This window comes from Microbulbifer sp. YPW1, from assembly GCF_013367775.1.
Taxonomy (GTDB): Bacteria; Pseudomonadota; Gammaproteobacteria; order Pseudomonadales; family Cellvibrionaceae; genus Microbulbifer.
Genome location: NZ_CP055157.1, coordinates 4,092,510 through 4,115,890, shown reverse-complemented (window position 1 = coordinate 4,115,890; position 23,381 = coordinate 4,092,510). Strand labels below are relative to the sequence as shown.

Genomic DNA, 23,381 nt, shown 5'->3' with positions numbered 1-23,381 from the left:
TTTGTGACCCGCCTTTCTTTGTCTGCTTCCGATCTGCTCTCCACTGGCGGGTCGATACAGTCCAATCCCACTCTGCCAGTAGACACTGATAAGGCGAAAGAGCTGGCGGAATCGCTGGAGCTTGCCAAGGCCGATCCATCCTCGCTGAGCAGTGTGGTGGAAACAGTGATGGCTTCCCTGAGCAATATCTGGGAAGGGTTTCTCGCGCATATTCCATTCTTTATTGCCAGTGTTTTGATGCTGGTGGTGACCTGGGGAATCGCTACCGTAGCGGGAAAATTTGCCCGCCGATTTGCAAGAAAGACTACCCCGCGTCCGTCCCTGCAAGATCTGATGGTTCGTCTGACCAGAATCTTTATCTGGCTGATCGGGCTACTGTTTACCGCCATGGTGTTATTTCCTGGTTTGACCCCCGCCAAGGCGCTGGGAGGGTTGGGGTTGCTATCGGTGGCGGTAGGGTTCGCATTCAAGGATATTTTCGAGAATTTCTTTGCCGGTATCCTGATCCTGTGGCGGTTCCCGTTCGAGGCGGGCGACGTTATCAAGTGTGAGAACGTTGAGGGCAGGGTAGAGGCAGTGGAAGTGCGCAATACCACGATTCGCCGCACCACCGGTGAGCTGGTGATCGTGCCCAACCTGTTCCTGTTCAAAAATCCCTGCGAAATCCTCACCGATCGCAACAAGCGTCGTATCACCATCATTGCCGGTGTCGCCTACGGTGAAGACGTTGCCAGTGCGGTGGAAGTGATCAAGGGGGCGGTTGGCGAGTGCGAAACCGTGCGGGATGACGAGCCGATTCAGGTGTTCCCGCAGGCTTTTGGCGACAGCAGTATCGATATCGAGGTCACCTGGTGGGCGGGCTCGACACCGTTTGAGGAGCGTCGATCCCGGGGCGAGGTGGTCACCGCAGTGAAGCGGGCACTGGATGAAGCCGGTATAGAGATTCCCTTTCCCTACCGCACGCTTACCTTCAAAGAGCCCCTGCCGATTGCGGGTGATCCCACAGAGGCTCCTTCGCAGGGTGAGTAGCGCTCGCGATCAGATGGTGCTGTCCGGCTGATTCTCCGGGCGCGCCTGTTCAAAGGCGGGAAGCTCCGCGCAGGCTTTTGCGATTGTCGCTATGCGGGGAAAGGCATCGAGTGACACGCCGAAACGTTCCGCGTTGTAGATTTGCGGAATCAGGCAGCATTCAAACAGTCCGGGCGTATCACCACCAGCGAAGGTGCCGCCCTGTCCATCCAGCTGGGTTTCCAGCGCTTGAAAGCCGCCGGTAACCCAGTGGCGAATCCACTCCACTTTCTGTTCATCGCTGGCACCCAGTTCCGATTGGATATATTTGAGCACGCGCAGGTTCTGCACCGGCTGGATATCACAGGCGACGTTGTAGGCGAGGGCACGGACACGGGCTCTGCCGAGGGCGTCGTGGGGTAGCAGTGCAGGCTCCGGGTGCTGTTCGTCCAGCCATTCCAGGATGGCGAGGGACTGGGTAAACACATGGCCGCTCTCGATCAATGCGGGAACCAGCCCCTGGGGGTTCAGGCTGCGGTAACGCGCCTCTACTTGTTCCCCTTTCAGCAGGTTTACCGGATGATAGTCGTAGCTAAGTCCTTTGAGGTTCAGTGCGATGCGTACGCGATAGCTGGCGGATGAACGAAAGTAGCCGTGTAGTTCCATAAATGATTCCCTGTATGGAGTGGCCCCGTTACGCCGGGGGTGTCGGGCAAGGGGGCGCGCGAAAAGTGTGAAAATTTGTTGGGGGTGGGTACTTTTACGGGAGGCTCCGGGAGAGCGCGCGCTCAGCGCGCAAATAGTTTTCGTAGAAACCCTCAGAGGGTAACAAAAATGGCGTCAAACGCCGTATAATGCGCGCCCAATCTCGCCTGTAGTTGTACAGGCGTACCCGATGCTTGAAGTTTCATCGGTGGCAGCTACCCAATCCCCAAGGCTGCCAAAAATTTCCTGCAATAGTGGTTACAATTGAAACCAATCTTAGTTACATTTGAAACCTGGTACAACCCGTCCAGCAGCAGGTGAATGGACCGCGATGACAATAGATAATACCAAGAGCGATATCACTGAGTTTTCTGATCCGATCGATGCAGTGCGTCCGGACGATCTGCGCCTGGAGAAATTCCTGCCGTATCGTCTGTCTGTGCTTTCCAACCGGGTCAGTAATGCGATCGCTGATGCCTACAGCGCGCGATTCGATCTGACCATTCCTGCCTGGCGGGTAATGGCCATTCTCGGGCGCTTCCCGAATCTCTCAGCCGCTGAGCTGGTAGAGCGGACGGCAATGGACAAGGTTGCCATCAGTCGCGCCGTTTCCATTCTGATCAAGAATGACTACATCACCCGCAGTGAAGATCTGGCTGACCGTCGTCGCCAGGTGCTGAACCTGTCGGAGCTCGGCCGCGACGTCTACGAACGCATTGTGCCGCTGGCCCAGCAGTACGAAAACGATCTCATGGGGTCGCTGTCCGCGGAGGAGCGCAATCAGCTCGATAGCATTATCGAAAAGCTGATGGCGCGCGCCCAGGATTGGGCCAATCGCGGCCTGATCGACTGATTCCCGAACCTTCTGCCACGCTTCATCCCATAATCACTGAATTGGATTTTACCGACCGGTGCACCCTGCGTAGTGCACCTGCACGAATTACCAGGAGTTACCATGTTTGACCACCTGAGCAGCCTTCCTGCGGATCCCATCCTCGGCCTGCTGGCCACCTACCGCGCCGACGAAAACCCCAACAAGATCGACCTGGGGGTGGGCGTTTATAAAGACGAAGCAGGCCACACCCCGGTTTTGCAAGCGGTAAAAGAGGCCGAAACCCGCCTGCTGCAGAGCGAAGATACCAAGGCCTATGTCGGACCTGCGGGTACACCCGGTTTCAACACCGCCATGCAGGAACTGGTGCTGGGTGCCGGACATGCGGCACTGGTGGGTAATCGGGTGCGTTCCGCCCAGACACCGGGCGGCTGTGGTGCACTGCGTGTGCTGGCAGAGTTTTCCAATCGCGCCAAAGAGGGTGCAACCATCTGGGTGAGCGACCCGACCTGGGCCAACCACGTGCCCCTGCTGGGCAATGCCGGCCTGCAGATCAAGAGCTATCCCTATTACGATCGCGCCACCAGCAGCCTGCAGTTTGATGCCATGGTGGAAACCCTGAAGCAGGTGGGCGAGGGAGATCTCGTTCTGTTCCACGCGTGCTGCCACAACCCCTGCGGTGCGGACCTGAGCCGTGAGCAGTGGAAAGTACTGGCGGAAATGGCACAGAAGCAGGGCTTTACACCGTTTATCGATATGGCGTACCAGGGCTTTGGTGACAGTCTTGATGCGGATGCGTACGGCCTGCGCCTGATGGCAGAATCTGTGCCCGAAATGCTGGTTGCGGCTTCCTGCTCCAAAAATTTCGGTCTCTACCGTGAGCGCGTGGGGCTGGCGATGGTGATTTACAGCGATGCGGCGGCGGCAGATCGCGGCCAGAGCCAGCTGCTGAACGTCGTGCGCGGCAACTATTCCATGCCGCCGAACCACGGTGGTGCCATTGTTGAATCCATCCTTACCGACGCCAGCTTGCGCGCCAACTGGGAAGCAGAGCTGACCGAAATGCGCGAGCGTATCAACAGTCTGCGCAGTGGCGTGGTTGAAAGCCTGCGGGCCGCTGGTGCCGCTGGAGATTTCAGCTTTATCCAGCGGCAGAAGGGCATGTTCTCATTCTTGGGAATTACTCCGGAGCAGGTGCAAAAGCTACAGCAGGATTATTCCATTTATATGGTAGATTCCAGCCGTATCAGCATTGCTGGCCTGAGTCAGGGCAACATGGCGTATTTCTGCAAATCCGTGGCAGAGGTACTGGAGTCCTGATGGCAGTCGCGGCGACAGTCGCGAAATGCCAGTAAAGTGCGCTGCTGAATTGCAGCGCACTGGTGTAACTATTTTGATGTAGAGCCGAAAATGGAAGTTGAGGTAGAAAAGCCCGTGTCAGAGCCCCTAGTCAAACCCTGGGATCCCGCCAGCTGGCGCAAATTGCAGGCGCACCAGCAGCCCAAGTATCCGCAGGCGGCAGCGGTTGAGTCAGTTGAGCAGCAGCTGGCCAGTTATCCGCCGCTGGTATTTGCCCAGGAGGCCAGAGATTTACGCAGCCACCTGGCTGACGTGGCTCAGGGGAAAGCATTTTTACTACAGGGTGGGGATTGCGCGGAATCTTTTGCGGATTTCAATGCGAACCGGATTCGTGACACTTTCAAGGTGTTGTTGCAAATGGCGGTGGTGCTTACCTTTGCCGGCAGTCTGCCAGTGGTGAAAGTGGCGCGCATGGCCGGGCAGTATGCAAAGCCGCGTTCTGCGGACATGGAAAGCGTGGATGGTGTCGAGCTGCCAAGTTATCGCGGTGACATCATCAACGGCATCGACTTTACCGCTGAAGCCCGGGTGCCGGATCCCCAGCGGATGCTGACTGCCTACAATCAGTCTGCCGCAACCCTCAACCTGCTGCGCGCTTTTGCCCAGGGTGGGCTTGCGGATCTGCACCAGGTACACGCCTGGAACCTGAGTTTCCTGGAAAACAATCCGCAGCGGGATCGCTACGCGCAGCTGGCTGAGCGTCTGCAGGACGCGCTGGAATTCATGGCGGTTTGCGGGGTGAACTCGTCAAATACACCGGCCATCCGCGAGACCACGCTGTACACCTCCCATGAGGCATTGCTGCTGAATTACGAGCAGGCACTCACGCGTACCGACAGTCTCACCGGCAAGTGGTACGACTGCTCCGCACACATGCTGTGGATCGGCGAGCGCACGCGCCAGCTGGATGCCGCGCATATCGAGTTTCTTTCCGGAGTCTGGAATCCCATCGGTGTCAAAGTTGGCCCCGGTATGGATACCGATGAGCTGATCCGCCTGATCGACCGCCTGAACCCGAACAACGAGCCCGGGCGATTGACTCTGATTACCCGCATGGGCGCCGACACCCTGGGTGACAAATTGCCCGCTCTGGTGCGCGCCGTGGAGAGGGAAGGGCGCTCCGTTGTATGGAGTACCGACCCCATGCACGGCAATACCGAGAAAGCATCCAGCGGTTTCAAGACCCGCAACTTCGATAATATCCTGCGGGAAATTCGTGACTTCTTTGCGGTGCACCGCGCCGAAGGTACGCATCCGGGCGGTATTCACCTGGAGATGACCGGACAGCACGTGACCGAATGCACCGGCGGCGCGTGGAAGATCTCTGATGCCGATCTGGCCAGCTGTTACCGCACCCAGTGCGACCCGCGGCTGAATGCGGATCAGGTCCTTGAGCTGGCTTTCTGTATTTCCGAAATGCTGCGTGACGGGCGTAACGGCGGCAATTAATCGGGCCGCACTCAGTAATATCCACCGAACAGGGAGATCGGGATGTATCAGTTATTTATCGGCAACAAAAATTATTCATCCTGGTCTCTGCGCCCGTGGCTGCTTGCGACCGAACTGGACATTCCCTTTGAAGAGCAGCTGGTGCCCTTCGACGAGGGCGGCAGCTGGAACAAATTCCGCAAGTTTTCCCCCACCGGCCTGGTGCCCTGTCTGGTCGATGGCGATACCACCGTGTGGGATTCCCTTGCCATCACCGAGTATCTCTACGAATCCCATCCCGCAGTCTGGCCTGAAGACAAGCAGGCGAGGGCCTGGGCGCGTTGTGCGGCTGCGGAGATGCACGCCGGATTCTTCGCGCTGCGCAATCAGTGCAGCATGAGCTGCGGGGTCACCGTTGCTCTCAAAGAGGTGGATCAGGCTCTGCAGAAAGACCTGGATCGAATTGAGGAGCTGTGGAAGCAGGGTTTATCGCGGTTCGGTGGCCCATTTCTGGCGGGGCAGGGGTTCACCGCCGTGGACGCATTCTTTGCACCGGTAGTAATCCGCATTACCGGTTACCAGCTCTCTCTGGGGCGCGAGGCAATGGATTATTGCCAGAGAATCCTCGCACTTCCCGCTGTGCAGTCCTGGATTGAAGCGGCTCTGGATGAGCCCTGGCGGGAGACAGAGCACGAAGAAGAATTACTCGCGGTTGGCAGTGTCGTAGAGGACCGGCGCCGGGCCTGATGGCCCGGTTGTATCTATTGCGCCGCGGACGCGCATGAATCTTCCGCTCCTTAATCTCTCCACTCCTCAATCCCTCTGGTCCCTGGTTCCACAACTCCCCTTAAGCATTCCTCATTCGACGGTTTCCCGCAGCGCGCAGTCTGCTGCGGGTTCTGCATCTGCATTGAAACTATGCACTTATTAAGTCGTTATCAAATGGCGCAAAAAATGCCATCTCGCCAAATCCTCCGAAAGGTTGATCAGCGGTGGGGGATAGTGCTGCGGGCAATGCACTTCGCGACAGGAAGTTTTGGGGTGGTGCGCAGTGCATAGCGGGATCTAGCACCCCGCGGTACACTCCGGGCACTCATAATTCTAATTAAGCAAACTACTAGAGGATCGAGTCGATGCGTCAAACACTGATCGCGATGTCCATCGCTGCTGCCCTGGCAACGGTTGCCGGTTGCAGTAAAGAGCCCGAACAAGTCCAGGCCGCGAAACCGGCGGAGCAGGTATCCGCTTCTGCAGAAATCGTTGCGGACGTTGCCAAAAGCAATCCCTTGCTGGCGGAGTGGGTAGGCCCATACGGCGGTGTTCCTGCATTCGACAAGATGGATGTGGAAGCCCTCAAGCCAGCCCTGGAATACGGCATGGCCCAGAATCTGGCCGAAATCGACAAGATAGCCAACAATCCGGAAGCGCCGACCTTCGCCAATACCATCGAAGAGATGGAGCGCAGTGGCAAAGCGCTGAGCCAGGTATTCACCTACTGGGGTATCTGGAGTGGCAACATGTCTTCTCCGGAGTTCCGTGCCGTACAGGCGGAAATGGCCCCGAAACTGGCCGCCTTTAACTCCAAGATTATTCAGAACGACAAACTGTTCCAGCGTGTGAAGGCAGTGTTCGAGTCTCGCAACGATTCCGATCTGAACGCCGAGCAGAAGCGCGTTGTCGAGCTGGTGTATGACGAATTCGCGACCAACGGTGCGACCCTGTCTGGTGAAGACAAGAAGCGCTACGCGGAAATCAATAACCGCCTGGCCGAACTGCACACCAAGTTTGCCAACAACGTGCTGGCGGATGAGGAAGGCTACGATATTTTCCTGACCGAAGATCAGCTGGCAGGACTGCCCGAATCTTTCGTCAAAGCGGCTGCCTCCATGGCTGAAGAAAAAGGTCAGAAGGGCAAGTACGCGATCAAGAACACCCGCTCCTCCATGGACCCGTTCCTGACCTACTCCGAAGACCGCGCGCTGCGTGAGAAGGTGTGGACCAACTACTACAGCCGCGGCGACAACGGCGGTGAGCACGACAACAATGCAATCATCGCCGAGATCCTGCAGCTGCGCGATGAGCGTGTAGCATTGCTGGGCTTCGACAACTATGCCCAGTGGCGCCTGCAGAACCGCATGGCGAAGAACCCGGAAAATGCCATCGAGCTGATGGAAGCGGTGTGGCCGGCGGCTGTTGCCCGTGTGCATGAAGAAGTGGCGGATATGCAGGCCGTTGCCGATGCGGAAAAGGCCGGCATCAAGATCAAGCCCTGGGACTACCGCTACTACGCCGAGAAAGTGCGCAAGGCGAAGTACGACCTGAACTCCGATGAAGTGAAGCAGTACCTGCAACTGGATAAGCTGCGTGAAGGCATGTTCTACGTTGCCGGCGAGCTGTTCAATTTCAGCTTTACGCCGGTAGAAGAGGGCAGTGTGCCGGTCTTCCATGAAGACGTTAAAGTCTGGGAAGTGAAAGACAAGACCACCGGTGAGCACATTGGTCTGTGGTACCTGGATCCGTTCGCGCGTTCCGGCAAGCGTTCCGGCGCCTGGGCGAGCATGTATCGCGATCACACCACATTTGATGGCAAGGAAACCGTACTGGCTTCCAACAACTCGAACTTCATCAAGGGTGCACCCGGCGAGCCCGTCCTGGTTAGTTGGGATGATGCAGAGACTTTCTTCCACGAGTTCGGCCACGCTCTGCACTTCCTGGCTTCCAATGTGAGCTACCCGACCCTGAACGGTGGCGTGCGCGATTACACCGAATTCCAGTCCCAGTTGCTGGAGCGCTGGTTGAGCACCGACCCGATCATCGACAACTACCTGGTGCACGCCAAAACTGGCGAGCCGATTCCGGCAGAGCTCGTAGCCAAAATCAAGAAGGCCGCCAACTTCAACCAGGGCTTCGCAACTACCGAATACCTGGCGTCGGCACTGGTCGATATGAAGCTGCACACCACGAATCCTGAGGGTATCGATCCCGACAAGTTTGAGCGTGAAACCCTGGATGCATTGGGTATGCCGTCTGAGCTGGTGATGCGTCACCGCACGCCGCACTTCGGACACATCTTCTCCGGTGAAGGTTACTCCGCGGGTTACTACGGCTACATGTGGGCGGATGTGCTGACCTCCGACGCTTCTGAAGCATTTGCCGAAGCCGAAGGTGGTTTCTACGATAAGGAAGTGGCCGGCAAGCTGGTGAAGTACCTGTTTGCACCGCGTAACGCAATGGATCCGGCTGAAGCCTATCGAAAATTCCGCGGCCGTGATGCGGGCATCGAACCGCTGATGCGCGACCGCGGTTTCCCGGTGCCGGGCGAGGAAGGCACCGCCGCAGTGACGGGTGAGTAAAAGATAGCCTTATAGCTCAGGTGTAAAATAAAAAGCCGCGCTCCGTTCGGAGTGCGGCTTTTTTTATTCCCTCGCTTCAGATACGGGGGGCAAATACGGATGATATTTGAATGTTATTCGGGTCGCGCGTAAACCTTTTCACCTTCCACCCAGGTTTCCAGTACCTGTGCTTTCCAGATCTCTTGCGGGTCAATCTTGAAAATATCGCGATCTAGTAGAACAAAGTCTGCGAACTTGCCAGGCTCCAGATTGCCGATGAACTGCTCCTGGTGGCTGGCGTAGGCAGCGTCCAGGGTGAAAGAGCGTAGTGCTTCTTCCATTGTCATTGCTTCTTCCACGTGCCAGCCTTTTTCGGGCTGCCCTTGCCGGTCGCGTCGCGTGACTGCGGCGTGTAGTCCGAATAGTGGGTTCACGGGCTCTACCGGGAAATCCGAGCCGGAAGCAATTTTGGTGCCCTGATTGAGGAATTTCCGCCACGCGTAAGCGCCTTCAAGACGCTCTTTCCCGAGGCGATCTCCGGCCATATTCTTGTCGCTGGTTGCGTGCACCGGTTGCATGGAAGCGATCAGGTTCAAAGTGGGAAACTGCTCGATATCCTCCAGCGTCAGAACCTGGGCATGTTCGATGCGGTGGCGGAATGGCTTCTGGTCATTTTCCTTATTCAGTGTATGGAATATATCCAGCACAATGTGGTTTGCGCGATCGCCAATGGCATGCACGTTCACCTGGAACTTGTTGTCCGCGGCCATTTTGATTTGCTTTAGCAGCGCATCCTTCTGGTGGATCAGCAGGCCTTTTTCGCCCGGACGATCATGGTAGGGCTGGAGCAGGGCGGCGCCACGACTGCCCAGCGCTCCGTCGGCATAGACCTTGATACTGCGCACATAGAGCTTTTCATCGGGCGCGCCGACATAACCAGCATCAAGGAGCTCCGGCAGGTGTTTGTCGTCGCCGGAGATCATCGGGTATATGCGTAGCGGGATCGCTTTTTCCGCGGCTAGTTGGCGGTAGGCTTCCAGTGTCTGCTTTTCAACACCAGCGTCGTGGACGCCGGTCAAGCCAAGGGAGAGGGCGAGTTCAAATGCGGTGCCGAGAGCTGCTTTTTCTTCCTGGAGGTCTGGCTGCGGGATTACCCTTTCCAGCAGAGCCATTGCATTGTCCACGAGTACACCCGTCGGCTCGCCGTTTTTATCGCGAATGATCTCGCCGCCTGCGGGCGCCTTTGACTGGCGGGTGATTCCCGCGCGCTCCATTGCCGCGCTGTTGGCCCACCCTGCATGTCCGTCAATACGGCGCAGCCAGATCGGTTGGTCGATATCCAGTGCGTCGAGTTGTTGGCGTGTCGGGAATTGCTTGCCGCGCCACAGGACCTGATTCCATCCGCGTCCGATCAGCCAATCGCCGGATTGTTGATTGCGTGAAAATTGTTTGATCGCATCGAGTGTCTTCGAGAGGTCGAGGTCACGCAGATCCAGTTGCTGCTGCAGTCTTCCCTGTCCCAGAACGTGGCCGTGGGCATCGATTAAACCCGGTAACAGCACCTTGCCGCCGGCATCGACTTTTGTCGCTTGCGGGTATTTTTGACTGAGTGCGGCGAAATCACCGGTGGCCAGTACCTTGCCCTGGTCAAACACCAACGTGTTGAACTGGTTAAGGTCGCGTTCGGTTGTCTGATAACCGGAGAAGTTATGTACGATCGTCGTGGCCTGGAGGTTCCAGGATGCGAGGATAGCGCACACGCCAACGAGGGTATGAGAGAGGCGCATAGTTATTAGCCTTGTAGAAGCGTCTGTCAGAGGGTCGCTCTGATGGTATCAGCGCAACAAGGTGCTGCCAATTTGTCGACTTTCTGCACGTATCGATGTCCCGTCTTAAAACGCAGGTAGAAAGAAGAGTCTGGCTTGCCATGTTTTTTGCTGTCGGCTGGGTCTGATGCGCCGAACGTCAATAGCAGTTGATAGCTATTCTTTACCCTGGCCGACATCGTCTTGCATCGCCGCACGGCGGCAAGTGCAAGTGGGATGTGAGTACTACAGGAAAGGTTCAGCTGTATGTGCTGGGGGCAAATTGTCCAATGCGGTCAAATCCAGTAACGAACAGAGGAGCGTGGAGTAATGGCGCGGTGGTTAATTGTCGCGGGGATTATGCTGACCGGGATTGGTTTGATCTTGCATTATGCGCCGTGGCTGCTGAACTGGTTTGGGCGTTTGCCCGGCGATATCCGTATCGAATCCGGGCGCAGTCGCTTTTATTTCCCTATTACCACGATGATCGTCGTCAGCGTGGTGCTGAGTATCCTTTTGTCCTTGTTCCGACGCTAGTGCGTGTTACTTTTCCAGCAGTTGGTCCAGCGGAAGTTCTGTACGATATCTCACCTGTTTGAGGGAAAAGCTACTCTTGATGTGGTCGATTCCAGGGAGTTCGGTCAGCTTCTTGTCCAGAAACTCCTGGTAAGCATGCAGATTGGGTACCACCACCCGCAACAGATAATCGAAGTCCCCGGTCATCAGGTAACACTCCATCACTTCCGGCCACTGGCCAATGGTGGATTCGAAGTGTTGCAGCTCTTTTTTGACCTGGTGGTTGAGGGTCACCTGAATAAACACGCTCACCGGCAGGCCGACCATATCCGGTTCCAGCAGGGTGACAGCGCGCTTGATAAAGCCTTGTTCGTGCAGATTCTTTACCCGGCGGGAGCAGGGGGAGGGTGACAGGTGAACCTTTTCCGCCAGCTCGATGTTGGGGATGGTCGCATCCTGCTGAAGGATCTCCAGAATGTGTTTGTCGATGGCGTCCAGTAGATAGGCCATATAGTTTCCCGGTGTTCCTGATTCTCTGTAGTTGAGAGTGCCAAATTCAGTGAAATTAAGCGATCTACCGCGGGTCGCGGCACAGGGGAAGAATACATTATGTGACCAAGACATAGCAGAAATTCACTATTCCTGTCCCGCTATAGGCCTGCGGGCGGCCGTCCGGCCAGAAGTTGATAAATATTCTCACCTAATCGCTTTCAGTTATGAATTATTGCAGAAAATTATCCTTGTGTGGTGGATTCTTTCTGCTGTGTGCACTTTTTGTGGTGATTTTGGTATGACCTGCCTGACTTGCCGGTGATAGTTTACTGGCATCAAAACAATAACGCTGGAACTGACACTGCGGGGCACCGCGCACCCGTGTCAGGTACTTGCCAGATATTGCGAGAAGGTCCTAACCGATGGCGATGGTCGAAACTGATCAGGAACTGGGCTTTGACCGGGAGTATTCCCTCAAAGCAGCATTTACCCGAGACTCCGGACGCGTTTTCCTAACCGGTATTGATGCCCTGGTACGCCTGCCCTTGATGCAGAAGCAGTTGGATGAGCAGGCTGGTTTGAATACCGCGGGCTTTATTTCCGGTTACCGCGGTTCTCCCCTCGGCGGTTACGACCAGACGCTGTGGCGCCACAAAAAGCTGCTGGCGGAGCGGGATATCCATTTTGAACCGGGTATCAATGAGGACCTTGGTGCCACCAATATCTGGGGGACCCAGCTGCTGGACCACTATCGCCAGCAGGCGACACGGGATGGGGTCTTCTCCATCTGGTACGGCAAGGGCCACGGCGTGGATCGCAGTGCCGACGTATTCCGCCAGGCAAATATTCAGGGTACTTCCAGGCTCGGCGGCGTGCTTGCCCTCTGTGGTGACGATCACACCGCGGAATCCTCCATGTTCTCCCACAATACCGACCAGATATTCGAGTCGGTCATGATGCCGTTGCTATTTCCCGCGACCATCGATGAATACCTGACCCTCGGCCTTGCGGGGATCGCGTTGTCGCGGTTCTCGGGTTTGTGGGTTGGATTCAAGACGATTACCGAAACCGTGGAATCCGGTGCTTCCATTGTTGTGCCGCCGCTGCCCAACTTTGTCTTGCCGGAATCCTTCCCGATTCCCGCACACGGTCTCAACTACGATCCACACCTGAACTGGCCCGCCGAGCGCATGGAGTACGAACGCCGTATGCTCGAGGAGCGGCTGCCCGCGGCAAAGGCATTCGCTTATGCCAACGGGTTGGACAAAACCATCGTGGATGCTCCACAGAAACGCTTCGGTATCGTCACGGTGGGCAAGGCCCACGGGGATCTGCTGGAAGCGCTGAAACTGCTGGACCTCAGCGAGCGGGATCTGCTCGAAGCGGGTATTTCGATTCACAAGGTGGCCATGAGCTGGCCGCTGGAACCGCGGGGCATGAGTGAGTTTGCCCGTGGTATGGAGCGTGTACTGGTAGTCGAGGAGAAGCGTCCGCTGGTGGAAGACCAGATGAAGAACCTGTTCTACAGCTGGCCGGACAGTGAACGCCCGAAAGTGATCGGCAAGAAAGACCTCGACGGCAATGATTTGCTGCCGGCGATCTGGGGGTTTGGACCCGACCAGGTCGCCAAGGCCATCACCCGCTGGCTGGCGGACACCGAACTGGCGGCGAAACTGATTCCGCTGGCGGAAAAGCTGGGCAGCGGTGTTCTGCAAAAGGCCAGCGGCCTGCTGGCGCGGGAGCCGATTTTCTGTGCCGGATGCCCGCACAACAGTTCCACCAAGTTACCTGAGGGCAGTACCGGCAGTGCGGGCATTGGCTGTCACATCATGGCGCTGGGCAAGGGCCTGCGTACGGATACCTACTCCCATATGGGTGGCGAAGGGGCTCACTGGGTGGGGCTGCACCGCTTCTCCAGCGACAAGCACATCTTCCAGAATATGGGCGACGGTACCTACAACCACTCCGGCCTGCTTGCCATCCGTCAGGCGGTGGCAAGCAAGATCAATATCACCTACAAGATTCTGCTTAACGACGCAGTCGCCATGACCGGTGGTCAGCCCGCGGATGGGGAAGTCACCGTGCCCACGCTGTCCCGTCAGTTGCTGGCAGAGGGCGTGGGTCAGGTTTGCCTGGTGAGCGAAAATCCCGATTACTGGGCTTCCCATCGCAACCTGGTACCGGCAGAGGTCCAGGTCTTCCACCGTGATGACCTCGATGAAGTGCAGCGCAAGCTACGTGATACCGCAGGCGTAACGGCGATTATTTACGAACAGGTTTGCGCAGCGGAAAAGCGTCGCCGTCGCAAGAAAGGGCAGATGGTAGATCCTGCCAAGCGCCTGCTGATCAATCACCGGGTATGTGAGGGCTGTGGCGATTGTAGTGTTCAGTCCAGTTGCATTGCCGTAGAACCACTGGAAACAGAGTTCGGGCGCAAGCGTCAGGTGAATCAATCCAGCTGTAACAAGGATATGCGTTGCGCGGATGGATTTTGTCCCAGCTTTGTCAGTGTGGAAGGCGGCGAACTGAAAAAGCCGGCGCTGAAATCTTTGGCGCAATCGATCGACGAGGCCAGTCAAGGACTGGCCGACGCCCCGAAACCACAACTGGATCAGCCGCTGAGCATTCTGGTGGCAGGTATTGGCGGAAGCGGAGTGCTCACCGTGGCCGCGCTGCTCGGAATGGCGGCCCATCTCGAGGAAAAAGGCAGCACCACGCTGTATTTCACCGGGCTCTCGCAGAAAAATGGCGCGGTGGTTGCTCATGTCAAAGTGGGTAACCGCCCGCAAGATATCACCACGGCTCGTATTCGCGACGGCGCGGCCGACCTGCTGTTGGGTTGCGATATGGTGACTGCGGCCGGGCAGCGTCCCAAATTTGCCAGCGGCAGAATGAAGGCGCTGGTGAATACTGCGGAAGTTCCGGTAGCGGCATTTGTGCGCAACAACGAACTGGCGTTCCCCGCCGATGAAACTGCACAGAGCATTGAGTCTGTGGCTGGGGAATACCACGCGCTGGATGCCAACCGCTACGCGGAAGCGCTGTTTGGCGATACGGTGGCGGCCAATCTGATGATGATGGGTTATGCCTGCCAGCAGGGGCTGTTGCCGGTATCGCAAAATGCCATCGAGCGCGCGGTGGAGTTGAATGGGGTGGCGGTTGAAAACAACCTGCGCGCATTCCGCGCCGGCCGTCTGCTGGTGGAAAACCCGCAGGCCATCGAGCAGCTGCTCAGCCCTGCACAGGTGGTCAAGCTGGTGGAGCCCGAGGAGGGCGTCGACCAGCTGGTGGCGCGCCTGGCCGGAGAGCTGACTGCATACCAGAATGCCGCTTATGCCCGCCGTTTCACCGCGGTGATCGAAAAGTTACACGCCGCCGAACGCAAGCTGATGGCGTCCGGGAGTGCGGTGACCGGAGATACGCTTACCCGCACCGCAGCCCTGAGCCTGTTCAAGGCCATGGCCTACAAGGATGAGTATGAGGTGGCGCGATTGTACAGTGGCGAGGCGTTCCAGCGTCAGCTGCGCGAAACCTTCAGCGGTGACTACAAACTGAAATTCCTGATGGCGCCGCCGCTGCTTGCGCGTCCGGATTCAAGTGGGCGCATTCGCAAAATCGCCCTTGGGCCCTGGCTGGCCAAGTTGTTACCAATGCTCGCCAGGGGCAAGGTCTTGCGCGGTACCCCGCTGGATGTGTTCGGCTATACCCAGGAGCGTCGTCAGGAGCGCAGCTGGGCGCGGGAAGTGCGTCAGTCCGTGCTGGACGTGGCTGCAGGTCTGGGCACTGGCAACAGGGAGCTTGCCGCGGAGCTGTTGGCACTGCCGCAACAGGTGCGGGGCTTTGGCCATGTGCGTGCGGCAAAGCTGGACGCGGTGCGCGAGCGCTGGGATACCCTGCGCAGTCGCTTCCAGCGCAATGGCAGCAGTGGTAGTGGCGTTGAACTGGCAGAGATGAATTAACGCGAATGCAATAAAAAATCCCGGGTAGACCCCGGGATTTTTTTTGCCTGCTGAATTTCTTGACTCGCGGCTACTGCGGCCGGAAAGAGAGAAACGGGTTGACCAGTTTTCCCATCAGCCCGGTCAGTGCCACCGGTGCCTCTACCACGGACAGGCACAGGCATTCGTGATCCTGGGTGGCGGTGGGGCGATGGGTTTCGCCCGGCTCGCGTACCAGGAAGTCCCCGGGAGAATAAATGCCATCGGCATCAGAAAAGCTGCCGTAAAGCACCATAGTGATCTCCGTGCCGCGGTGATCGTGCTCGGCCACCTTATTACCCGGCGCGATACGGTGGAAGGCGACTTCGTGCTGGCATTGTCCGGTTTTCAAGCGCGCTTCCTTCAACCCCTTGGAGAGGCGACGCCAGCGCAATGCTGAGTTTTGCCCGAGCAACTTTCCGACTACCGGGGGAACAGATGCGAACACCGGATCTTTTGCCAGTTTGCGGGGCAGGGCGGGTCTCGGTGCCTTTTCCTTGGGTGCTTCTGACGGCTCGGACGACTGGTTATCGGAGTCGATCCGGCGCATCAGCTGCTCGAAAGATTGTTTTTCCTGATCCGGGGCGCTGGCAGGCACGGGCGCACTGGTTGCCAGCAAATTGCCGCCGATACCATTGAGAAGCTTGAGATCGGCTGCGCATTTCGGGCACAGCTGCAGGTGGGCCGCTACCACGATACTGTGGGCCCAGTTCAGGCTTCCGCTGGCGTATTCCAGGAGCATGTTGTTGTCTGGATGGTGATGAATCATAGTGACCTACCTGACAATGGTGCTTTGTAGTTTCTTGAGGGCCAGTCGTACTCGCGACTTTACAGTGCCCAGGGGGAGACCCAGTTCCTCGGAGATCTCACTGTGTGATTTGCCCTCTATATAGGCTTTCTCAATCACATGGCTCTGCTCCGGCGGGAGGCTCTGCAAGCCGTCTGCTACTGCGCTTTCACTGCGTGACTGCTGCAGGTAGATCAGGGGCTGGTCGTCCTGGCTGTCATCCCAAATATCCTCTACGTTCAGGCTTTCATCGGTATCTGGCTGCCGGCCATGGCGACGCAACGCGTCGATGCGACAGTTGCGCATGATGGTGTATATCCATGTGCTCGCAGCGGCCTTGTCGGGATTGAAGCTCGGTGCCTTACGCCACACCTTGAACATCACCTCCTGCACAAGTTCGTCCGCCGCTTCCGACGCTGAACTCTGCCCTCCGCGACTGAACTGGAACCCTTTTATCAAGGGAGAGAAATGGCAATACAGCTGCTCGAACGCTGCGCGATCTCGATGTCGCCCAACGCGGATCAGCAGTTTGCTCCACTCGTCATTTCTGGCCTGATCAGAAGCCTGCACTATTGTTTGACTCACTGTTTATGTGTTCCATTTCGACCATTGTACTGACAATGGTCTTCAGCTGCTTGGCTTACCTACTGTTCACGGTGTTCTACGCAGCATTTTCCGGTTTGGATCAATTGCGGGTCACACTCTTTACCAAGCCCAGCTCCCGGGGCCGATATCGGGCGCAGGAATATTGTGACCGGGTGGTAATCTGATTGGCATTTGGCGGCGTAATCAAAGGTACTCGTCCTTACGTGACGCCCGGGAGGGGCAATATGGCATCGCTGGTAAATCGCATTAAAAGGCTGTACTCCGATTTTTTGGCGGCAGATCCCGGCTCAATCGCCGAAGTTTACGCGGAAAATGTGGAGTTCTCTGATCCGGTTCATCGAATTCACGGGCTTGGTGACATGCAGGGGTATTTTGCAGGTGTCGCCAAGAACCTGCAGGAGTGCAGGTTCGAATTCGATCAAACCCTGATCGAAGGCAATACCCTGAATCTCTGGTGGACCATGCATTATCGCCATCCCCGCCTGAGTGGCGGCAAGCTGCTGAGCCTGAGGGGCGCATCCTTGTTGCGCCTGGACCTGGAGCAGGATCGCGTGCTGGCACACGAAGATATCTATGATCTCGGCGCCATGGTGTACGAGCAGGTGCCACTACTGGGATCGGTGCTGCGCTACGTGAAGCGGGGCATCGCCGGCGGTAATGGAGCGCAAAGCCAATGACCGGCCATCTACATCATGAACCGCTGAGAGATGGCCGCGGGAGGTGCACTTATGCCTAAAAGTGTTCACCCTGCTGACAAGCAGACTATCTGGATTACCGGTGCAAGTTCGGGTATTGGCGCTGCGCTGGTACACATGCTGACCGGTGAGGGGCATTTTGTAATCATCAGCGGTCGGAATCGCGACGCACTGCTGGAGCTACAGAAGCCGGCTCCCAAATTGGTCAAGGTTTTGCCCTGTGATGTGGGCGATGATGCTTCCATGGCCGAAGCGGGCGCATTGCTGAGAGACATTACGGACCAGCTTGATCTGGTGATTGCCTGTGCCGGCACCTGCGAGTATGACGACGATCTATCCCTGGATATTGCGAGCTACCGCAGGGTGTTCGACAGTAATTTCTTTGGCGTAGTGAATACTCTGCGTGTGGCTTTGCCGCTACTTAACAATGTGCGAGCGCCCGTATTTGTGGCGCTGGGCAGTCTGTCATCGGTGGTGGGGTTTCCGCGTGCTGAGGCCTATGGTGCGTCAAAGGCGGCACTTCAATATTTTATGGATGCGCTGCGCGCGGATACATCAAATGTTGCCCTGCGGTCCGTTTTGGTTCGCCCCGGCTTTATCGATACACCCTTGACCCGAGAAAATGACTTCGAGATGCCATTCCTGATGGCGCCAGACGAGGCGGCCCGTCGGATTCTTTCCGGAATAAGGCGTGGCAAGAGTGTGATCGATTTTCCCCGTCGAATGAGTTGGCCCTTGCGGTTACTGGGTTTTCTGCGGCCCGTGTGGTTTGCTGTGTGTGCGCCTCGTATGACCAGAATTAAAAAATTGAGGAGAGGTTGATGAAAATCGCCATCGTTGGCAGTGGTATTTCAGGATTGACCGCGGCACATTTGTTACACGAAAAATATGACATCACCCTGTTCGAGGCAGATGACCGCCTCGGCGGGCACACCGCCACTATTGATGTGAGCGAAGGTGACAGGACGCTCGCAATAGATACCGGTTTTATTGTCTTTAACGACTGGACCTACCCGAATTTCATCAAGCTGATGAACAAGCTCGGTGTGGAATCCCAGCCTACGGATATGGGCTTCAGTGTGTCGACACCGCAATTACATGAGGCGGGCAAAGAGCAGGGTGGACGCGAGTTTGAGTATGCGGGTAATAGCCTCAATTCCCTGTTTGCCCAGCGCCGCAATCTTCTGGATGGCGGGCACTGGCGGATGCTCAAGGATATTGTGCGCTTCAACCGCGACGCGGTGAGTGACTGGCGCGATGGTGAATTGAGCCCGTCGATGACCCTGGGTCACTATCTTGATAGCAACGGTTATTCGGCTGAATTTTCTTCGCGCTATTTGGTGCCTATGGGATCGGCCATCTGGTCTGCGAGTATGTCCCGGATGCTGGATTTCTCCGTGGATTTCTTTATCCGCTTCTTCTACAACCATGGTTTGCTGAACATATTCAACAGGCCGCAGTGGCGCGTGATTCAGGGGGGATCTCGAAGCTATATCGAGCCAATGGTGCGTGGATTTTCTGACCGTATCCGACTGTCCTCGCCGGTGCAGAAGCTGGTCCGGCAGGAGGAGGGGGTGATCCTGGAATATCGGAACGACCTGGGTGAATCCCGACAGGAGGTGTTTGATCAGGTGATATTTGCCTGTCATTCCGACCAGGCGCTGGCAATGCTTGGCGATGCTGATGCACAAGAGCAGGACATCCTCGGGCAGATTCCCTATGAGAAAAATTCCGTCGTGTTGCACACGGATATCGGCCTGTTGCCCCGTCGCCGCAGCGCTTGGGCAAGCTGGAATTACCGGCTGCAGGGTGCCCACGACAGCCTGCCGGCGCTCACCTACAACATGAATATCCTGCAGCGGTTGGATACAGACAAAACCTACTGCGTCACCCTGAATGCGGACCATGCCATTGACCCGGAAAAAGTCATTGGCCGCTACGAGTACTCCCATCCCCAGTTTTCGGTAGATGGCACCCATGCACAGTCCCGCTGGTCGGAAATTAATGGTGTCAAGCGTACCTGGTTCTGCGGCGCCTACTGGGCCAATGGCTTCCATGAGGACGGGGTGGTAAGTGCGATTCGTGTGGCAAGAGGATTGGGAGTCGATTTCTAGTGCGCAGTGGACTTTACACTGGCTGGATCCAGCACAGACGCATACAGCCCCGGGAGCACAGCTTCCGCTATCGGGGCTTTATGGTGTATGCGTTTCTCGACGAACTGCCAATGCTCTTTGCGCAAACGCGATTATGGTCTGACAAGCCCGGAGCGCCGGCGCGATTCTGTCGGGGTGACTTCTACGGAGACCCGTCTGTCCCGCTGGAGCAGGCCGTGCGGGCGCGGGTGTATGAAGAGAGTGGTGTGCGCCCTGAAGGTCCCATTGCGCTACTCGCGAACTGGCGCTATTTCGGCTACAACATGAATCCCATCAGCGTGTATTACTGCTTTGATCGTGCCGGTCAGGCGGTGGAATACTTGCTGGTGGATGTGCACAACACGCCCTGGAACGAGCGGCACGGCTACGTATTGGACGTGCGGTCCCAGGAGGGGGTGCATAAGACCGAATTCCGCAAGGAACTGCATGTATCCCCGTTTATGCCGCTGGACCAGCGCTACCTGTGGCGAAGCACGCTGCCCGGTGACAGGCTTTCCATCCGTATCCAATCCGTGCAGGGGCAGGAGCGGGTGTTTGACGCCTGTATGACCCTGAAGCGCGAGGAGATCAGTGGGGCGGCGCTGCGCAAAAAACTGATCCAGTTTCCTCTTCACACCGTAAAAATCATCATCTCAATATACTGGCAGGCACTGAAGCTTCTGGTGAAGCGTATTCCCCTGTTTACCCATCCGGGGAAGAAGCGGCCTTTATAGCTGCTATTGTTGGGCAGCAAGCAAGAGTGCCCACTAGCTGTGACGCAATCGAATATCAATTTAGAGCCGGAGAGCAATCGATATGAAGTCTGGATACAAATCGGCCCCTGCCAGCGGGGCAGATTTCCTCGCCCAAGCGAACAGGGAACTTTCAGAAAACGTCGCGGGGCAAGCGGGGATGAAAACAGGTGTTGTACTTGATGCCGCGAACGAGCAGGACAATCTTTCCAGCGCTCGCCGTACAACCCCGATATCCCGGTTCGAGCGCCTGTGCAGATGGCTGCTCCTGGAAAAGCTAAAGAGCGTGAGCGTGGGGACACTGTTCGTGCACGAGCAGTATGCATTGGCCTCGGCAAATCAAGGGAACCATTCCGAATCCGGTGGTCCACTGGTGTTTGGTGCACCCGCCGGTACTTCTCATATCGAAGCGCATATCGTTGTGACAGATCCGACCCTGTATGCGCAGGTGGTGCTCAATGGATCAATCGGGTCTGGCGAGGCCTATATGGATGGTGCCTGGCGCTCACCAGATCTGGTGCAGGTGATCCGCTTGATGACCGCCAATATGGCGTTGCTGGAAAGCCTCGATTCAAAATGGAACTTCCTGAATAAAATTGCCCTTAAAGCATTGCATGCACTGAACGGCAATTCACTGCGCGGCTCCCGTCGCAATATCTCTGCCCACTACGACCTGGGGAACGACTTTTTTGGTCTGTTTCTGGACCCGACAATGCTCTACTCCTCGGCGGTGTTCCCGTCCAAAGATGCGAGCCTCGCCGAGGCGTCGGAGTTCAAGCTGGCGCGAATCTGCCGCAAGTTGCAGCTCAAGGAAACGGATCACCTGCTGGAAATCGGCACCGGCTGGGGTGGGATGGCGGTGTATGCGGCCAAGAAGTATGGCTGCCGGGTAACCACCACCACCATCTCAAAAGAGCAGTATGAGTACGCAAAAGCCTGGGTAGCGCGCGAGGGACTTGAGGACCGGGTAACCTTGCTGCTCAAGGATTATCGGGAACTGGAAGGGCAGTTCGATAAGCTGGTTTCCATCGAGATGGTCGAGGCAGTGGGTTACCAGTACTATCGAGACTTCTTCTCGCGTTGCAGCGCACTGTTGAAACCGCACGGTTTGATGGTGATGCAGGCCATTACCATTCAGGACCAGCGTTTCGAGCAGTACAAAAACAGTGTCGACTTTATTCAGCGGTATATTTTCCCAGGAGGCTGCCTGCCTTCCAACAAGGTCGTTGCGGACAATATTGCGGCTCACACGGATATGCAGATTGTCGGGTTGGACGATATTACCTTCGACTATGCGATGACGCTGCGATCGTGGAGAAAAGCCTTCTTTGAGAGGATTGATGAAGTGCGTCAGCAGGGCTTTGACGAGCGTTTTATCAATATGTGGGATTTCTACTTCTGCTACTGCGAAGGTGGTTTCCTCGAGCGGGTGATCAGCACTGCGCAGTTCACCTTTGCCAAGCCCCGATGCAATACCTTGCCCTCCCTGAATTAAGCTGATGGATTCTGTAGCCAGCGTGCAATCCCGACCGCGCAATTTCGGCAAGCTACTGCTTAGTGGCTTGCTGTTTGAAGTGGTGTGGTTTCTGTGTGTGGTCTCGCCAGGGACTGCACTGGTGGCTGTTGTCACCCTGTGTAACCTGTTGTTTCACGTATGGTTGTTTGACCTCTCAGGCCCTGGCTCGCACGGTGCCAGGGGGGCTGCGCGTACCCTGCTATGGGTAGCGGCTGTGACGCTCTCCGGCTGTGTGATGGACTCGCTACTCTTCCGCTTTGGGCTTTTCGAGACCTCTACGGAAGTCGTGTTTTTGCCTGCCTGGCTATTGCTGCTTTGGGTGAATTTTGCCCTGGCACTGAGGTTTGCGTTTCATTTCTTGCAGCGTAAGTTGTGGATGGCAGCCCTGTTTGGCGCGTTTGGCGGACCTGCAAGCTACCTGGTTGGGGCGAAAATCAATGGCTCCGTTAGTCTCGCTGAACCGCTTGGGCTATCGCTGGCGATACTTGCAGGACTCTGGACTGTCTATCTGCCGTTAGTGATGCGGTGCGCAAGGGCGCCTTTGTTTCGCCAATAAACTCTCAAATCGTTGGTGTTTTCAAGAATTTACCCGTTGAGTAATTTTCCCGGAGGTGGTCATGGGTATCTGGTTGGCGGTGGCTACTCTAGTGGTGTCCGGTTGTAGCGCACCTGAATCGGTGACCGCGCAGGCAGCCGTGATAGGAAGGGCGCAGTTAGTAGAGCCCGCAGGCAGCGCGCCACAAGTGCGCTATTGCGAGTACTTTCTGGAGCCCCAGGGAGCGCCGCAGACCAATGGGGATGCGAGCAATATACGCGTGGTGTATTACGCACCGGATGGTCTCGAAGGTAGCAAGCTTGCCGAGAAGCGGATCAACGGCGTTATCGATGAGTCGGGGGTGCTGCTGTCCACTCGTCCGCAGATTTCCCAGGAAGATTTCCGACTCGGGGAAGTCCGGGAGGTTACTCGATCCGAAACCGGGTGGCGAATGCGCTATCGGGCTGACCGGAAGTCCCGCCTTACCGAATCTACTCTGCCCATGGATAAGCTGGATGTGATCGATGCCGGTTTTGACCCGTATGTCCGCCAACACTGGCAGCAGCTAAAGGCGGGGGAGACTGTGCAGTTCCAGTTCGCCTCCCCGGTGCACGGCCGCTCGATCAAGCTGCGAGCCAGGTCGATCCCCTGTACGCGAGCAGAGTCGGATCTCTGCCTGCGTGTAGAGCTTGCGCAGGCATTTTTGCGCTGGATTGCCGGAGGGGAGATCGACCTTGAATATATTGCCGGCGCAGACGGCAAGCCGGGTTCCGCCAGGTTGACGCGATTTGTCGGCGTTACCAACCTGCTGAACAATGCCGGCGAGCCACAGCGCCTGCAGCTGGACTACTTCTATCGTTGAGTCCGGGTCTGAGGCATATATCCTAACTATCCGTTCCTAGCC

20 protein-coding genes are annotated in these 23,381 nt (G+C 56.8%); 15 read left to right on the top strand and 5 right to left on the bottom strand.

Annotated features, from left to right (window positions below; all coding sequences use genetic code 11):
* The first annotated feature begins 3 nt into the window (after positions 1 to 3).
* Positions 4 to 1,029, top strand: a complete 1,026-nt coding sequence (locus HUW35_RS16730) for a mechanosensitive ion channel family protein (protein WP_219932613.1) — start codon at positions 4 to 6, stop codon at positions 1,027 to 1,029.
* Positions 1,030 to 1,038: 9 nt separating this feature from the next.
* Here HUW35_RS16730 and maiA read toward each other — a convergent pair whose 3' ends face one another.
* Complete coding sequence (maiA, locus tag HUW35_RS16725) at positions 1,039 to 1,674, bottom strand: maleylacetoacetate isomerase (protein WP_181253345.1); 636 nt, start codon at positions 1,672 to 1,674, stop codon at positions 1,039 to 1,041.
* A gap of 370 nt (positions 1,675 to 2,044) precedes the next feature.
* On the opposite strand from maiA, the gene HUW35_RS16720 reads away from it, so the two are divergent.
* The 5 genes from HUW35_RS16720 (at position 2,045) to HUW35_RS16700 (ending at position 8,685) form a co-directional block, all read left to right on the top strand.
* Positions 2,045 to 2,566: a MarR family winged helix-turn-helix transcriptional regulator gene (locus tag HUW35_RS16720; protein ID WP_181253344.1), complete on the top strand. Its 522-nt coding sequence runs from the start codon at positions 2,045 to 2,047 to the stop codon at positions 2,564 to 2,566.
* Between the two features lie 102 nt (positions 2,567 to 2,668).
* On the top strand, positions 2,669 to 3,865 hold the full coding sequence (locus tag HUW35_RS16715) for an amino acid aminotransferase (protein ID WP_181253343.1): 1,197 nt from the start codon (positions 2,669 to 2,671) through the stop codon (positions 3,863 to 3,865).
* Positions 3,866 to 3,955: 90 nt separating this feature from the next.
* Entirely contained in the window at positions 3,956 to 5,353 is a 1,398-nt protein-coding gene (locus HUW35_RS16710; protein ID WP_181253342.1) for a class II 3-deoxy-7-phosphoheptulonate synthase, read from the top strand.
* Positions 5,354 to 5,395: 42 nt separating this feature from the next.
* Positions 5,396 to 6,079: a glutathione S-transferase family protein gene (locus tag HUW35_RS16705; protein WP_181253341.1), complete on the top strand. Its 684-nt coding sequence runs from the start codon at positions 5,396 to 5,398 to the stop codon at positions 6,077 to 6,079.
* 386 nt (positions 6,080 to 6,465) lie between these two features.
* Positions 6,466 to 8,685, top strand: a complete 2,220-nt coding sequence (locus HUW35_RS16700) for a M3 family metallopeptidase (protein WP_181253340.1) — start codon at positions 6,466 to 6,468, stop codon at positions 8,683 to 8,685.
* 113 nt (positions 8,686 to 8,798) lie between these two features.
* Here the strand turns inward: HUW35_RS16700 and HUW35_RS16695 are convergent, their stop codons facing one another.
* A complete protein-coding gene (locus HUW35_RS16695; protein WP_181253339.1) occupies positions 8,799 to 10,451 on the bottom strand; it encodes an amidohydrolase in 1,653 nt (550 codons plus the stop codon).
* A gap of 348 nt (positions 10,452 to 10,799) precedes the next feature.
* Between HUW35_RS16695 and HUW35_RS16690 the strand changes: the two genes are divergently transcribed.
* Complete coding sequence (locus tag HUW35_RS16690; protein ID WP_181253338.1) at positions 10,800 to 11,006, top strand: DUF2905 domain-containing protein; 207 nt, start codon at positions 10,800 to 10,802, stop codon at positions 11,004 to 11,006.
* Between the two features lie 6 nt (positions 11,007 to 11,012).
* On the opposite strand, the gene HUW35_RS16685 is transcribed toward HUW35_RS16690, so the two are convergent.
* The gene (locus HUW35_RS16685; protein WP_078085797.1) at positions 11,013 to 11,495 is read right to left on the bottom strand and encodes an Lrp/AsnC family transcriptional regulator; all 483 of its coding nucleotides are present in this window, start codon (positions 11,493 to 11,495) and stop codon (positions 11,013 to 11,015) included.
* A 404-nt stretch (positions 11,496 to 11,899) separates the two neighbouring features.
* Here HUW35_RS16685 and HUW35_RS16680 point away from each other — a divergent pair, with 404 nt between their 5' ends.
* A complete protein-coding gene (locus HUW35_RS16680; protein WP_181253337.1) occupies positions 11,900 to 15,436 on the top strand; it encodes an indolepyruvate ferredoxin oxidoreductase family protein in 3,537 nt (1,178 codons plus the stop codon).
* Positions 15,437 to 15,506: 70 nt separating this feature from the next.
* On the opposite strand, the gene HUW35_RS16675 is transcribed toward HUW35_RS16680, so the two are convergent.
* The gene (locus tag HUW35_RS16675; protein ID WP_181253336.1) at positions 15,507 to 16,223 is read right to left on the bottom strand and encodes a ChrR family anti-sigma-E factor; all 717 of its coding nucleotides are present in this window, start codon (positions 16,221 to 16,223) and stop codon (positions 15,507 to 15,509) included.
* 6 nt (positions 16,224 to 16,229) lie between these two features.
* Complete coding sequence (locus HUW35_RS16670) at positions 16,230 to 16,826, bottom strand: sigma-70 family RNA polymerase sigma factor (RefSeq protein WP_181253335.1); 597 nt, start codon at positions 16,824 to 16,826, stop codon at positions 16,230 to 16,232.
* Positions 16,827 to 17,071: 245 nt separating this feature from the next.
* On the opposite strand from HUW35_RS16670, the gene HUW35_RS16665 reads away from it, so the two are divergent.
* The 7 genes from HUW35_RS16665 (at position 17,072) to HUW35_RS16635 (ending at position 23,339) form a co-directional block, all read left to right on the top strand.
* Complete coding sequence (locus HUW35_RS16665) at positions 17,072 to 17,524, top strand: nuclear transport factor 2 family protein (protein ID WP_181253334.1); 453 nt, start codon at positions 17,072 to 17,074, stop codon at positions 17,522 to 17,524.
* 51 nt (positions 17,525 to 17,575) lie between these two features.
* Positions 17,576 to 18,364, top strand: coding sequence for an SDR family oxidoreductase (locus tag HUW35_RS16660; RefSeq protein WP_181253333.1), 789 nt, complete (start codon positions 17,576 to 17,578; stop codon positions 18,362 to 18,364).
* The gene (locus HUW35_RS16655) at positions 18,364 to 19,656 is read left to right on the top strand and encodes an NAD(P)/FAD-dependent oxidoreductase (protein WP_181253332.1); all 1,293 of its coding nucleotides are present in this window, start codon (positions 18,364 to 18,366) and stop codon (positions 19,654 to 19,656) included. Before HUW35_RS16660 ends, HUW35_RS16655 begins: the two co-directional genes overlap by 1 nt.
* A complete protein-coding gene (locus tag HUW35_RS16650) occupies positions 19,656 to 20,408 on the top strand; it encodes a DUF1365 domain-containing protein (RefSeq protein WP_181253331.1) in 753 nt (250 codons plus the stop codon). The genes HUW35_RS16655 and HUW35_RS16650 overlap by 1 nt, the downstream gene beginning before the upstream one ends.
* 178 nt (positions 20,409 to 20,586) lie before the next feature.
* Positions 20,587 to 21,921 (top strand): cyclopropane-fatty-acyl-phospholipid synthase family protein, encoded by a 1,335-nt coding sequence (locus tag HUW35_RS16645; RefSeq protein WP_181253330.1) that lies wholly within the window; start codon positions 20,587 to 20,589, stop codon positions 21,919 to 21,921.
* Positions 21,922 to 21,925: 4 nt separating this feature from the next.
* Positions 21,926 to 22,498: a DUF2878 domain-containing protein gene (locus HUW35_RS16640; RefSeq protein ID WP_181253329.1), complete on the top strand. Its 573-nt coding sequence runs from the start codon at positions 21,926 to 21,928 to the stop codon at positions 22,496 to 22,498.
* A 61-nt stretch (positions 22,499 to 22,559) separates the two neighbouring features.
* Entirely contained in the window at positions 22,560 to 23,339 is a 780-nt protein-coding gene (locus HUW35_RS16635; protein WP_181253328.1) for a hypothetical protein, read from the top strand.
* Positions 23,340 to 23,381 lie beyond the last annotated feature (42 nt).